This window comes from Anaerostipes faecalis (assembly GCF_018982945.1).
Classification (GTDB): Bacteria; Bacillota; Clostridia; order Lachnospirales; family Lachnospiraceae; genus Anaerostipes; species Anaerostipes faecalis.
In genome coordinates, this window is the sequence record NZ_JABRXE010000001.1 from 358,979 (window position 1) to 372,869 (window position 13,891).

General features: G+C 36.6%; 11 protein-coding genes. 10 read left to right on the plus strand and 1 reads right to left on the minus strand.

The window, feature by feature from the left end:
* Positions 1-69 precede the first annotated feature (69 nt).
* From KTB61_RS01690 to KTB61_RS01715, 6 genes are all read left to right on the plus strand, one after another.
* Positions 70-465, plus strand: a complete 396-nt coding sequence (locus tag KTB61_RS01690; protein ID WP_075758987.1) for a hypothetical protein — start codon at positions 70-72, stop codon at positions 463-465.
* A 16-nt stretch (positions 466-481) separates the two neighbouring features.
* Entirely contained in the window at positions 482-1,369 is an 888-nt protein-coding gene (locus KTB61_RS01695) for a DNA/RNA non-specific endonuclease (RefSeq protein WP_075758986.1), read from the plus strand.
* 17 nt (positions 1,370-1,386) lie between these two features.
* A complete protein-coding gene (gene hydF, locus KTB61_RS01700) occupies positions 1,387-2,589 on the plus strand; it encodes a [FeFe] hydrogenase H-cluster maturation GTPase HydF (protein ID WP_075758985.1) in 1,203 nt (400 codons plus the stop codon).
* A 62-nt stretch (positions 2,590-2,651) separates the two neighbouring features.
* Positions 2,652-4,121, plus strand: coding sequence for a glutamate--tRNA ligase (gene gltX, locus KTB61_RS01705; RefSeq protein WP_216696670.1), 1,470 nt, complete (start codon positions 2,652-2,654; stop codon positions 4,119-4,121).
* The gene (locus KTB61_RS01710; RefSeq protein WP_075758983.1) at positions 4,109-5,971 is read left to right on the plus strand and encodes an ATP-dependent helicase; all 1,863 of its coding nucleotides are present in this window, start codon (positions 4,109-4,111) and stop codon (positions 5,969-5,971) included. The genes gltX and KTB61_RS01710 overlap by 13 nt, the downstream gene beginning before the upstream one ends.
* The gene (locus KTB61_RS01715) at positions 5,961-6,512 is read left to right on the plus strand and encodes a DUF1653 domain-containing protein (protein ID WP_075760511.1); all 552 of its coding nucleotides are present in this window, start codon (positions 5,961-5,963) and stop codon (positions 6,510-6,512) included. The genes KTB61_RS01710 and KTB61_RS01715 overlap by 11 nt, the downstream gene beginning before the upstream one ends.
* A gap of 36 nt (positions 6,513-6,548) precedes the next feature.
* Here KTB61_RS01715 and KTB61_RS01720 read toward each other — a convergent pair whose 3' ends face one another.
* On the minus strand, positions 6,549-6,863 hold the full coding sequence (locus tag KTB61_RS01720; RefSeq protein WP_075758982.1) for a DUF1292 domain-containing protein: 315 nt from the start codon (positions 6,861-6,863) through the stop codon (positions 6,549-6,551).
* Positions 6,864-7,041: 178 nt separating this feature from the next.
* On the opposite strand from KTB61_RS01720, the gene KTB61_RS01725 reads away from it, so the two are divergent.
* The 4 genes from KTB61_RS01725 to KTB61_RS01740 are packed head-to-tail and all read left to right on the plus strand — an operon-like array spanning position 7,042 to position 13,882.
* Positions 7,042-8,208, plus strand: coding sequence for a cation:proton antiporter (locus tag KTB61_RS01725; RefSeq protein ID WP_075758981.1), 1,167 nt, complete (start codon positions 7,042-7,044; stop codon positions 8,206-8,208).
* A 17-nt stretch (positions 8,209-8,225) separates the two neighbouring features.
* On the plus strand, positions 8,226-9,164 hold the full coding sequence (locus KTB61_RS01730) for a M14 family metallopeptidase (RefSeq protein WP_075758980.1): 939 nt from the start codon (positions 8,226-8,228) through the stop codon (positions 9,162-9,164).
* On the plus strand, positions 9,161-10,108 hold the full coding sequence (locus tag KTB61_RS01735; protein WP_075758979.1) for a M14 family metallopeptidase: 948 nt from the start codon (positions 9,161-9,163) through the stop codon (positions 10,106-10,108). Before KTB61_RS01730 ends, KTB61_RS01735 begins: the two co-directional genes overlap by 4 nt.
* Before the next feature lie 15 nt (positions 10,109-10,123).
* Positions 10,124-13,882, plus strand: coding sequence for a phosphoribosylformylglycinamidine synthase (locus tag KTB61_RS01740; RefSeq protein WP_216696671.1), 3,759 nt, complete (start codon positions 10,124-10,126; stop codon positions 13,880-13,882).
* The last annotated feature ends 9 nt before the right edge of the window (positions 13,883-13,891 follow it).

The window sequence follows — 13,891 nt, forward strand, 5'->3', positions numbered from 1 at the left end:
AAGTCATGAAAATTTCTAGGATTTCTAAAGAAAATGATATATACTATCAAGAGGGAAAGGAGTGGGATTTTGAAGATAATTTTGTGTCTGGATGATCAAAATGGAATGATGTTCAATCATAGGCGGCAGAGTCAGGATAGAGCTTTGCGACAGTATATTAAAGAAATGACCATAGATGATAAAGTATGGATGAATAATTATTCCAGGGCATTATATCAGGATTTTTCTCATGCAGAAGTTTGCGAAGATTTTCTTTATCAGGCAGAACATGGAGATTACTGCATAGTAGAAGATCAGAAAATTGCTCCATTGAAGGATAAGATAGAAAAGCTCATCATATTTCGGTGGCAAAAGAAATATCCGGCTGATATGAAACTGGATTTGAATCTGGAAAGCTGGAATCTGATTGAACAGGAGGAGATAGAAGGATCTTCTCATTTAATTTTAAAACAAGTATATCAGTGAAAAGGAGAATTATAAAATGAGGTTGAAGAAACAGATTTATGCTGTAATCATGGCAGTATTACTGGCTGTTTTCATGACAGGATGCAGTGAAGTAGAAAGTCAGACAGGTAATCATCAGAATATTAATTCAGAGAAAACTATTTCGGAAAAAGATATTCCTGCTTATTCAGGAGAGATGACAATTGCGCTTAACAATAATGAACCAGATTTTTCAGAAGAGGAAATGACAAAAGATTCTTATGAATCCTACAGTAATCTGGATTCCGAGGGAAGATGTCAGACAGCCCAGGCATGTATCGGGAAGGATATTATGCCAACTAAGAAGCGTGAAGCTATTGGAATGATTAAACCAACAGGATGGCATACTGTAAAATATGATAGTGTGGATGGAAAATATTTATATAATCGGTGTCATTTAATCGCACACCAGTTAACTGGTGAAAATGCCAATGAAAAAAATCTGATTACAGGAACCAGATCTTTTAATGTGGACGGAATGCTGCCATATGAGGAAATGGTTGGCGATTATGTTCGTGAAACTGGTAATCATGTGCTTTATCGTGTGACTCCGGTTTTTGAAGGTGATAATCTGGTTGCTAAAGGGGTTCAGATGGAAGCTATGTCTGTGGAGGATAAAGGAAAAGATATTGAATTCAATGTATTCGTATATAATGTGCAGGATGGAGTAGATATAGATTATGAAACCGGAGAAAGCTCTCTTTCTTCGGAGAAAAGCAAAACGACAGATAATTCTTCAGTTGTTATTCGAGGGAATAAAAGATCTAAAGTTTATCACTGTCCTGGTCAGAAAGATTATGAGAATATGGCAGATTCCAAGTATCTTGTAATTTTTCATAGTGAGAAAGAGGCAAAAAAAGCAGGGTATCGTAAGGCACAGAGATAAGAAAAGGAGGAATGTAAATGAGTTTAAATCAGACACCAAGAGGTGATCGAATACATATTGCACTTTTAGGAAAGAGAAATGCAGGAAAATCTAGTCTTGTAAATGCTCTGACCAATCAGGAGCTTGCAATTGTATCAGATATAAAAGGAACTACAACAGATCCTGTATATAAGGCAATGGAACTTCTTCCTTTGGGTCCCGTTGTTATGATTGATACTCCAGGTCTGGATGACGAAGGAGAGCTGGGAGAAAAACGTGTAAAAAAAGCAAAAGAAGTATTAAACAAAGCAGATATTGCTTTAATCGTAGTAGATGCGGCACAGGGAATATCATCTTTTGAAAAACAGATGATAGAAATCATTGAGAAAAAGAATCTGCCTTATATTAAAGTTTACAATAAGATTGATCTTGGAATCATGCCATGGAAGGAGAATCATGCGATTTTTGTCAGTGCTGCTGATGGAACAGGAATTGAAGAATTAAAAGAGAACATAGGGAAGTTATTACCACAAGAGGAAGAAAAATTTCAGATTGTAGGAGATTTGATACAACCATCAGATTTTGTTGTATTGGTGGTGCCAATCGACAAAGCTGCTCCAAAGGGAAGGCTCATTTTACCACAGCAGCAGACGATTCGAGATATTCTGGAAGCGGATGCCACAGCAATCGTGGTAAAAGAATATGAGCTGAAAGAAACATTGGAAAATCTTGGAAAAAAACCAGCTTTGGTAATTACAGATTCCCAGGTGTTTTCAAAAGTTGCTGCGGATGTTCCAAAAGATATTCCACTTACATCATTTTCTATTCTTTTTGCACGGTATAAAGGAGATCTGGGAGAAGAAATAAAAGGGGTTAAAGTGTTAGACACCCTTAATGATGGAGCTAAGATTCTGATTGCAGAAGGATGTACCCATCACAGACAGTGTGATGATATAGGAACAGTCAAAATTCCAAGATGGCTTCGCCAGTATACAGGAAAAGATTTTAATTTTTATACCAGTAGCGGAAATTCATTTCCAGAGGATCTTGAGACTTATGATTTGGTGATTCACTGCGGAGGATGCACTTTAAACCGAAGGGAAATGAAAAGCCGGATTGCCCGTGTCAAGGCAGCAGGTGTTCCAATTGTAAATTATGGAGTGTTAATTGCAGCCATTCAGGGTATTTTGAAGAGAAGCTTAGAACCGTTTCCTCTTTACAAAGAAGAAGAATTTCAGTAGAATAAGAAAAGAATTTAATATAGAAAGTTCTAATTACAGAATTTTTAGAATAGGAGAAAACAATGAGCAAAGTAAGAACAAGATTTGCACCGAGTCCTACCGGAAGGATGCATGTTGGAAACTTAAGAACTGCCTTATATGCATATTTAATTGCACGTCATGCAGGTGGAGATTTTATTTTAAGAATTGAAGATACAGATCAGGTAAGACAGGTCGAGGGAGCAGAAGAGATTATTTATAATACTTTGGAAAAAGCTGGAATGAATCATGACGAGGGACCGGATAAGGATGGCGGAGTAGGTCCATATGTTCAGAGTGAACGTCAGGCACAGGGACTTTATCTGGAATATGCAAAAAAATTAATTGAAAAAGGGGAAGCATATTACTGTTTCTGTGATCAGGAACGTCTGGATACTTTAAAGGTTAAGTCAGGAGATGTGGTTATCAGTCATTATGATAAGCATTGTCTTGGACTGAGCAAAGAAGAGGTACAGGAAAAACTGGATGCAGGAGTTCCATATGTTATTCGCCAGAATAATCCGACAGAGGGAACAACATCTTTTGTGGATGAAATTTATGGAGAAATTACAGTAGATAACATTGAGCTGGATGATATGATTCTGATCAAATCAGATGGATATCCAACATATAATTTTGCTAATGTTGTAGATGACCATTTAATGGGAATTACTCATGTAGTTCGTGGAAATGAATATTTATCTTCCACACCAAAATACAATAGGCTTTACGATGCATTTGGATGGGAGAAGCCAGTCTATATCCATTGCCCGCTGATTACAGATGAGGATCATCATAAATTAAGCAAGAGAAAAGGACACTCTTCCTTTGAAGATTTACTGGATCAGGGATTTTTACCAGAAACAATCGTAAACTTTGTTGCACTTCTTGGATGGAGTCCAGGGGGCGAAAAAGAAATATTCTCATTAAAAGAACTGGAAGAAATCTTTGATTATACTCACATGTCCAAAACTCCTGCAGTTTTTGATACAAAGAAAATTGCATGGATGAATGGAGAATATATTAAAGCGATGGATTTTGATCGTTTTAAAGAGATGGCTATGCCATATGTTAAAGAAACCATCCATAGAGAGATGGATTTTGATAAGATCCTTTCAATGGTAAAAACAAGAATTGAATTGTTTACAGAGATTCCTGGACATATTGATTTCTTTGAAAAAGTTCCAGAATATGATATTTCCATGTATAAACATAAAAAGATGAAAACAACACCAGAATCTTCTTTGGATGTATTAAAGGAAATTCTTCCGGTTATTCAGGCACAGGAAGATTTTACAAATGATGCTCTGTATGAGATGCTTCTTGCTTTTGCTAAAGGTCATGAATATAAAAACGGGTATGTTATGTGGCCGGTTCGTACTGCAGTTTCCGGAAAGCAGATGACACCAGGAGGAGCTACAGAGTTAATGGAACTTCTTGGAAAAGAAGAATCTGTAAAACGTATACAGAAAGCAATTGGAAAACTGGAGGCAGAGATACCGTGTCAGGCTTAAGCAAAGCACAAAAGGAAGCCGTGGAACATAATAATGGTCCAATGATGGTTCTGGCAGGTCCAGGTTCAGGAAAAACCACTGTTATTACCAAAAGAGTTCAGTATCTGATTGAAAAATATCATATAAAACCAGAGCGAATCCTGGTTGTTACATTTACCAGGGCAGCTGCTGGAGAAATGAAAGAGAGGTTCCAAAGGGTGGCAGGAAAATTCCTGCCGGTTTCCTTTGGAACCTTTCATTCTGTATTCTTTACAATTCTAAAATATGCATATCATTATCAGGTGGATAATATATTGCCCGAACATAAGAAGTATGATTTGATTCGTGAGATTATATATAACAGACATTTAGAAATTGATGATGAAGGCGATTTTATCAGAGGGATCATACAGGAGATCAGTCTGGTGAAAAGTCAGATGCTTACATTGGAATATTATCATAGTACCAGCTGTTCAGATGATATTTTTCAATGGGTATTTAATGAATATGAGAAAATGCTGCATCAAAATCATTGGATTGATTTTGATGATATTCTCATATATACATATGAACTATTAAAAGAACGAGCAGATATAAGAAAGGCATGGCAGCAGAGATTTCAATATATATTAATAGATGAATTTCAAGACATTAATAAAATTCAGTATGAAATTGTCAAAATGATGATGGGAAAACAGAAAAATCTTTTTATTGTGGGAGATGATGATCAGTCAATTTATAAGTTTCGAGGTGCCCGTCCAGAGCTGATGCTTGGATTTCCAAAAGATTTTCCAGAAACAAAAAAGGTGATTTTAAATGTAAATTACCGTTCGGGAAAAGAAATCGTAGAATTTTCAGAATGCATCATAAAACACAATAAAAAACGTTTTCCAAAAGAAATGCAATCATATCGTGGAACTGAATATCCGGTGGAAATTCGCACATTTAAAGATCAAAGGGAAGAAAATAAGCATATTGTTTATACAATTAGAGAGGAAATGGCAAAACAGAAACCCCTTTCTCAGATAGCTATCCTAACAAGAACAAATCAGGGACCAAGATCGCTGATAAGTGCTTTAATGGCATACAATATTCCGTTTTATATGAAAGATACTGTTCCCAATCTATTTGATCACTGGATTTCCAGGAATATCATGGATTACATGAAACTGGCATTAGGGGATAGAAGACGAAGTACATTTTTACGGGTCATGAACCGTCCCAAGCGTTATATTAGCAGAGAACTACTGACAGAACCGGAAGTTTCTTTTGAAAGTCTTTTGGAGAAGGCAGAAGACAAACCATGGCTTGTAGAGTATATTGAAGAAATGCAGGAGGATATACGTATTTTATCAACCATGACGCCGGCAACTGCAATAACTTATATTCGAAAGTCCATTGGATATAATGCATATATAGCAGAATACGCACGCTTTCGAAAACTGCGTGAAGAAGAATTAATGCAGGTGCTGGAAGAGCTAAGTGATTCGGCTAGAGGATATGATACATATGAAGAATGGTTTGAATATATCCGGGAATTTACTGAAGAACTTAACCGTCAGTCAAAAAGCAACCAGGAGGAGAAAAAAGGCGTTGTTATTTGCACCATGCATGGCGCTAAAGGACTTGAATTTGACAGGGTATTTCTTCCTGATATAAATGAAGGTATTTTGCCTCATAAAAAGGCGATAAAAGAAGAGGATATAGAAGAAGAGCGAAGAATGTTTTATGTTGCAGTAACAAGAACAAAGAAAAATTTACATGTACTTTCTGTAAAAAAGATGTATAATAAAGATAGTAATGAATCAAGGTTCCTGACAGAACTTAATGAGTATAAAAATCAAAGGAGGAAGGAACATGATGGAAGATAGAGAGATACCAAGACCAGGTGAATTTTATCGGCATTTTAAAGATAAATTATATCAGATTGTTACAGTTGCAACACATACTGAGACGGAAGAGAAGCTGGTTATTTATCAGGCTCTTTATGGAGATTTTCAAATATATGCAAGACCTGTTTCCATGTTTTTAAGTGAAGTTGACCATAAAAAATATCCGGAGGTAAAAGCCAAATATCGTTTTGAAAAACTGGCTATGGATTCCTCAGCTGTAAAAGAAAAATCAAATATACATACATGGAAATCAGAAGAGGAAAAATTCAGTAATAAGATGAATGACAGACAAGACGCTGAAAGCAGTATAAAGCCGTTATCTGCTTTTTTAGATGCCTCAGACCATCAGGAAAAGCGAAATATATTGATCCAGTATAAGGAAGATCTGACCGAAGTGATGCTTGATTCTATGGGAATATCCATGGATTGTGTTTTAAATGGTAAAGGAAAAGAAGAAAAGTTTTATGAATTGGATAAGATTCTTCAGACAAAGATCCAATATGAAAAAAAGCCCCGATAATCAGGGCTGATGTGTAAGGAAGTAGGAGAAGAATACTTATGCTTCTTCATCTTCTTCATCAAGAATGGCATCCAGAGCATCTGTTACCATCTGGTATTCTTCATCGCTGTCAATGTTATCCAGACTGAAAGAATCCTCATCATCTGGAGAAGTTATATAACGATAAATAAGTAAAGCACTTTCTTCCTCATCACTTTCCAGATCTTCAATGGATACAAGGGCAATGTAATCCTGACCGTCTACTTCAAACAGACTGATAACAGCACAATCAAGGATAGATCCATCTTCCAGTTCCAGATGTAGGATAGGATTTTCTTCTTCTACGTAAACATCTTCTTCAAATTCGCTCATTATTACACCTCATTTCTTTTTTTTCACTATACTAAATATAGAAGAAAAAAGCAAGAAAAGTATCTGGTGTCGTCTATAATTGACAACATATTTTTTGTATGATACGATACGAGACGGTAGAGAAGAATTGACAAAAAAGATGACGGAAAAGAGATGACATGAAAAGAAGGAGAAGAAAATGGAAGAATACAAATTTTTGCTGGATTTTGCAATTATTCTGGCACTGACAAAGTCATTTAGTTTGATTTCAAGGAAGTTTAATATGCCGCCGGTAGTGGGAGCGTTGCTGGCAGGTATTATACTAGGGCCTGTTGTTTTAGATGTTGTAACACCTTCTGAGACAATACTGAATCTGGCGGAAGTCGGTGTGGTTGTATTGATGTTTGAAGCAGGTCTGGAAACAGACATTAACGAGTTGAAACGGAGTGGTCTATCTGCTTTTATTATTGCATTATGTGGAGTAATGGTTCCACTGATTATGGGTGCAGCAGTAACTTATGTCCTTGATAAGAATGTTATGGAATCTGTATTTATGGGTGTTGTGCTTACGGCAACTTCCGTAAGTATTACTGTAGAAACTTTGCAGGATATGGGAAAATTAAAAGGAAGAGTAGGAACTGCAATTCTTGGTGCAGCAATTATCGATGATATCTTGGGAATTATTCTTCTTTCAATGATGACAAGTGTGGGTAATTCTGGAAGTTTTAATCTTGGTTCTATTATGCTGATCATAGGAAAGATGGCAGCATTTTTCGCTATTGCAGGAATTGGAGGATTCTTTGTGGAGAAATTCTTTGAATGGATGGCTGGATACAAAGATCAGAGTGTTCAGAGAAACCGACGCAGAGTAGCTGTATTTGCTTTGGCATTTTGCTTCGGACTTGCATTCCTGGCAGAATTATTTGGAATTGCAGATATCACAGGTGCATATCTTGCAGGTATAATATTATGCAGAACACCACAAAATTATTATATACATAGAAAAATAGATATTATGTCTTATATGCTGGTGACACCGATTTTCTTTGCAAGTATAGGATTAAAAGTAGATGTTCATGGAATGAGCAATGCTCTGATTATATTTACCGTTATCCTTTGTGTAGCTGCAGTAGCTAGTAAAATATTAGGATGTGGTATTGGTGGATTATTATGTAGATATAATATCAGAGAATCTCTGCAGATTGGAGCAGGAATGGTATGTCGAGGAGAAGTGGCACTGATTGTTGCACAGAAGGGAATCGGAGTAGGATTATTATCTGAGACTTATTTTGCACCGGTTGTAATTATGGTATTGGTTACAACATTACTTTCACCAATTTTGTTAAAAGTTCTATTTACAGAATAGAGAAAAGAGGCTTAAACATGATAGAGACAGTGGTATCTGTAAAATTACCAATTGGGGAAATGTTAAAAATTAAAAAGAACTCTTTACTTCCAGATCAGATGAATGGACAAGAAAAAAGAATTTGTCTGGTATCAGGAATATATGGAGATGAACTTGGGGGACAGTATATCTGTGGACAGGTTATAAAAAGGATCAAAGAAGATTATTCTTTGCTGACAGGAATTGTTGATGTTTATCCGGCAATTAATCCATTGGGATTAGATGCACGAACCAGAGTTGTACCTATTACTGATATAGATTATAGTACAGTTTTTCCCGGAGATATTAATGGAGGAATGGAAGAATATACAGCAGCAAAACTGATGGAAGATATGGAAGGTGCTGCCTGCTGTATTGATATTCATTCCAGTAATATTTTTCTTCAGGAACTGCCACAAGTGCGCCTTAATGATGACTTTGATGACAGACTATTGCATTTATCCAGGTTGATGAATACAAATCTGGTGTGGATTCATCCATCTGCAACAGTTAATGAAGGAAGTCTTGCGTACGCATTGAATAAAAAAGGGATACCGACTCTTGTAACAGAGTCCGGGGGAGCCTTTCGTATAAAATATGATTATTGTGAGCAGATTATTGATGGGATATTTACTATAATGAATGAGTTAGGAATATGGAAGGGAAAAGGCCATTCGAGAAAAAAGGTTCCTATTATAAAAGAAGATGAGATTTCCTATCTGAATTGTGAATCCAGTGGAATCTTTGTATCAAGAAAAAAACTAAATGAATATGTAAAACAGGGGGAAGTTATCGGGACTATAACTAATCCTTTATTTGGAGCTGTGGAAGAAGAGATAATTGCACCTGTAGAAGGTTTGATTATGACGTTACGAGAACATCCGGGAGTTACAGAAGGTTCTCTTGTGGCAAGAATTGCAGGAGGGAAGCATTTATGAAAAAAGAAATATTATACTCCGCAAGCAGCTATCTGAGAGACGACTTTAATATAGTAGCTTATCGTTTTGGGAAAAATGATGATATGTCTGAGCCGGCAGCCTGTATTGTAGGATCAATGAGAGGAAATGAATATCAGCAGATGTATATTTGCTCTTTATTGGTAAAGCGACTGAAAGAACTGGAAAACCACGGGGCAATTGTAGGTAATAATGAGATTCTGATTATACCATGTATTAATAATTTTTCCATGAATGTTGGGAAAAAATACTGGGTGTCAGATAATAGTGATATTAACAGGCAGTTTCCTGGAAATTTTGATGGTGAACCCACCAGCCGGCTGGCAGCTAATTTTTTTGATAAGGTAAAGGGTTTTCGTTATGGAATACATTTTCCATCTTTTTATCGAAAAGGTGATTTTATTCCTCATGTCAGAATGCCTTCTACGGGAAAAGAAAGCACCAGTCTTGCAAATTTGTTTGGACTTCCTTATGTAATTACAAGTAAACAAAGGAATTTTGATAAAACAACTTTAAATTATAACTGGCAGATTAATGGGACAGATGCTTTTTCTATATATTCGGGAGAAACAGGAAATATAGATGAAGTCCTGGCAAAACAAGCAGTATCTGCTGTTCTTCGGTTTTTGACCCGTATGGGAATTTTAAAATATAATTGTCATAATGGGTATATTGCGAGTATTATAGAAGAAGAGGATATGATTTTAATCAAAGCGGAAAGTGCAGGCTTTTTTCGAAGGTTTGCGGGAGTGAATGAAGAAATAAAACGTGGACAGCTGCTGGGAGAAATCTTAGATCCTTATGAGGGAACCATTTTGTCAGAGGTTCGAGCAAGTGTTGATGGAATTATCTTTTATGCATCGAACCAGCCAACAATATTAGAAAATGCGACAGCATTTCAAGTGATAAAGAAACTACATGAGTAAATATGGGAGGGAAACATGGGAAAAGTTAAAAGAGTCTATGTAGAAAAGAAAAAAGACTATGCAGTTAAAGCAAAAGAACTGTTGGAAGAACTACGGCAGTATCTGGGACTTGAAATCGAAGACATCCGTGTTCTGATTCGCTATGACATTGAGAATCTTTCAGATGCAAGTTATCAAAAAGCATTAGGAACGGTATTTAGTGAACCTCCGGTCGATGATGTTTATGAAGAAACATTTCCTTGCGGTGAGAATGAAGTATGTTTTAGTGTGGAATTTCTTCCTGGACAGTTTGACCAGAGAGCAGATTCAGCAGAACAATGTGTAAAACTTTTAAATGAAGATGAGGAAGCTGTCATTCGCAGTGCAACTACTTATGTAGTAAAAGGAAATTTAACTTCAGAGCAGTTGGAAGAGATAAAAAGTTATTGTATCAACCCTGTAGATTCCAGAGAAGCAGGGGAAGAAAAACCGGATACCCTGGTTATGGAATTTGATGAACCGGAAGATGTTAAGATTATTGAAGGTTTTCAGGGGATGGAAGAAGGAAAATTAAAAGAATTGTATGATTCACTGAATCTGGCAATGACATTTAAAGATTTTCTTCACATCCAGAATTATTTTGCGGGAGAAGAAAAAAGAGATCCGTCTATGACAGAAATTCGTGTGTTGGATACATATTGGTCTGATCACTGTCGTCATACAACTTTTTCCACAGAACTTACCAATATTGAATTTCAGGATGGATTTTATCGTGCACCTCTTCAGGATGCATATGATCAGTATATGGAAGATCATAAAAGTATTTTTGCAGGAAGAGATGATAAGTTTGTATGTCTGATGGATATGGCATTAATGGCTATGCGTCGTCTGAAAAAAGATGGAATGCTGGACAATATGGAAGAAAGTGATGAAATCAATGCATGTAGCATTGTTGTACCTGTTTCCATTGATGGTCAGGAAGAGGAAGAGTGGCTTATTAGTTTTAAAAATGAAACACATAACCACCCAACAGAAATTGAACCATTTGGTGGTGCTGCAACCTGTCTGGGAGGTGCTATCCGTGATCCTCTTTCTGGACGTTCTTATGTTTATCAGGCAATGCGTGTCACAGGAGCAGCAGATCCGACAGTTTCATTAAAAGAAACATTAAAGGGAAAACTTCCACAGAGAAAAATTGTTACAGGGGCAGCTCATGGTTACAGTTCTTATGGAAATCAGATTGGGCTGGCTACAGGAATGGTTAATGAAATCTATCATCCTGATTATGTGGCAAAACGTATGGAAATTGGTGCAGTTATGGGTGCGGCACCAAGAAAGAATGTAGTGCGTGAGAATTCTGATCCTGGTGATATTATTATTCTTCTTGGAGGAAGAACAGGTCGTGATGGATGTGGAGGAGCAACAGGCTCATCTAAAGTTCATACAGAAGAGTCTATAGAAACATGTGGTGCAGAAGTACAGAAAGGTAATCCTCCAACAGAACGTAAAATTCAGCGTTTATTCCGTAGAGAAGAAGTAAGCCGTCTGATTAAGAAATGTAATGACTTTGGTGCAGGTGGAGTATCTGTGGCAATTGGAGAACTTGCTGATGGATTAACAGTAAATCTGGACAAAGTACCTAAAAAATATGCCGGTCTTGATGGAACTGAATTGGCAATTTCTGAGTCTCAGGAACGTATGGCTGTTGTTGTAGATCCAAAGGATGTAGATAAATTCCTTGAATATTCTGCAGAAGAAAACCTGGAAGCTGTTGCAGTTGCTACTGTAACAGAAGAACCAAGGCTTGTTTTATCATGGAGAGGAAAGGAAATTGTTAATCTTTCCAGAGCATTCCTGGATACAAATGGTGCACATCAGGAAACTGAAGTATATGTTGAGATTCCTCATCGTGTGGAATCATACTTTAACCGAAAAGATGAAGCTGAATCTTTCAAAGAAATGTGTAAGAATGTATTATCTGATTTGAATGTATGTTCTCAGAAAGGTCTGGTTGAAATGTTCGACAGCTCTATCGGAGCAGCAACAGTAACCATGCCATATGGTGGAAAATATCAGTTGACACCAATTCAGACAATGATCGCAAAACTTCCGTTGTTAAAAGGTGAGTCTGATACGGTTACAATGATGAGTTATGGATTTGATCCGTATCTTTCCAAATGGAGTCCGTTCCATGGAGCTGTTTATGCGATTACAGAATCTATTGCAAAAATTGTTGCTTCTGGTGGAGATTATAGAGATATCCGTTTAACATTCCAGGAATACTTTAAACGTCTTGGTAATGATAAGGAACGTTGGGGACAGCCTGTTGCAGCACTGTTAGGTGCATATCAGGCACAGCTTGGATTTGGTCTTGCATCCATTGGAGGTAAAGACAGTATGTCAGGAACCTTTAATGATATTGATGTACCACCAACATTAGTATCTTTTGCAGTAGATGTTGCAAATGTAAAAAATGTTATTACTCCAGAATTGAAGAAACCTGGAAATAGACTGATACGCTTATGTATTCCAACGGATGCGTATAACCTTCCGGTTTACAGTGAAGTGAAGAAGATTTATAGACGAATTCATAAATTAATAAAACAGGGTGTTATTAAATCTGCTTATGCAATTGGCTCAGGCGGAACAATGGAAGCTGTTGCCAAGATGGCATTTGGTAACCACTTAGGAGTTATCTTTGATAGTGAAATCACGTTAGAAGATTTAACAGATCCTCATTTTGGCTCTTTTGTTGTTGAAACAGACACGAGGGATGTTCATAAACTTGGTATTCCAGGACTTTTGATTGGTGAAGTAACTAAAAAACATGAGTTTGTATTTGGAGATGAAGTGGTAACTCTTGAAGATGCACTGAATACATGGAAAAAACCATTAGAGAGTGTATTCCCAACAAAATCAGAAGGAAGTCAGGATACATTAAATATTTCCCGTACTTACAATAAAGGTAATATATATGTATGCAAGAATAAGGTTGCCAAACCAAATGTATTTATTCCTGTATTCCCAGGTACAAACTGTGAATATGATTCTGCACGAGCTTTTGAGCGTGCAGGAGCCAATGTAATTACAAAGGTATTTAAGAATCTGGATGCTCAGGGAATTCGTGATTCTGTAGAGGTATTCGAAAAAGCAATTAAAGAATCACAGATGATTATGTTCCCTGGTGGATTTAGTGCCGGTGATGAACCAGATGGTTCAGCAAAATTCTTTGCAACAGCATTTAGAAATGAAAAGCTGAAAGAATCTGTTATGGATCTGTTAGAAAACAGAGATGGATTGGTTCTTGGTATCTGTAATGGATTCCAGGCACTGATTAAACTTGGTCTTGTTCCACAAGGAAAGATTGTAGAACAGACAGCAGACGCTCCAACATTAACTATGAACCGTATTGGACGACATATTTCAAAGATTGCATATACAAAAGTTGTATCTAATCTGTCTCCATGGTTTAACAAAGTAAATGTAGGAGATACATTTAGTATTCCTGTATCTCATGGAGAAGGACGTTTTGTAGCAAACTATGATGTTATTGAAGAACTTTTTGCAAATGGTCAGGTTGCAACACAGTATGTTGATTTAAGTGGAGATCCAACTATGGATGAAGATTATAATCCAAATGGTTCTTACTTTGCAATTGAAGGTATTACAAGTCCAGATGGAAGAGTTCTTGGAAAGATGGGACATTCTGAAAGACGTGATAGTTATGTTGGAATTAATATCTATGGAGATAAGGATCAGAAAATCTTTGAATCTGGTGTAGATTATTTTAGATAGAAATAGAAA

What these genes read in the sequence shown, in the direction of transcription:
- KTB61_RS01715 (WP_075760511.1), top strand. Translation starts at nt 5,961, where the DNA reads ATGGAAGATAGAGAGATACCAAGACCAGGTGAATTTTATCGGCATTTT.
- KTB61_RS01730 (WP_075758980.1), top strand. Translation starts at nt 8,226, where the DNA reads ATGATAGAGACAGTGGTATCTGTAAAATTACCAATTGGGGAAATGTTA.
- KTB61_RS01725 (WP_075758981.1), top strand. Translation starts at nt 7,042, where the DNA reads ATGGAAGAATACAAATTTTTGCTGGATTTTGCAATTATTCTGGCACTG.
- KTB61_RS01720 (WP_075758982.1), bottom strand. Translation starts at nt 6,863, where the DNA reads ATGAGCGAATTTGAAGAAGATGTTTACGTAGAAGAAGAAAATCCTATC.
- hydF (WP_075758985.1), top strand. Translation starts at nt 1,387, where the DNA reads ATGAGTTTAAATCAGACACCAAGAGGTGATCGAATACATATTGCACTT.
- KTB61_RS01695 (WP_075758986.1), top strand. Translation starts at nt 482, where the DNA reads ATGAGGTTGAAGAAACAGATTTATGCTGTAATCATGGCAGTATTACTG.
- KTB61_RS01735 (WP_075758979.1), top strand. Translation starts at nt 9,161, where the DNA reads ATGAAAAAAGAAATATTATACTCCGCAAGCAGCTATCTGAGAGACGAC.
- KTB61_RS01740 (WP_216696671.1), top strand. Translation starts at nt 10,124, where the DNA reads ATGGGAAAAGTTAAAAGAGTCTATGTAGAAAAGAAAAAAGACTATGCA.
- gltX (WP_216696670.1), top strand. Translation starts at nt 2,652, where the DNA reads ATGAGCAAAGTAAGAACAAGATTTGCACCGAGTCCTACCGGAAGGATG.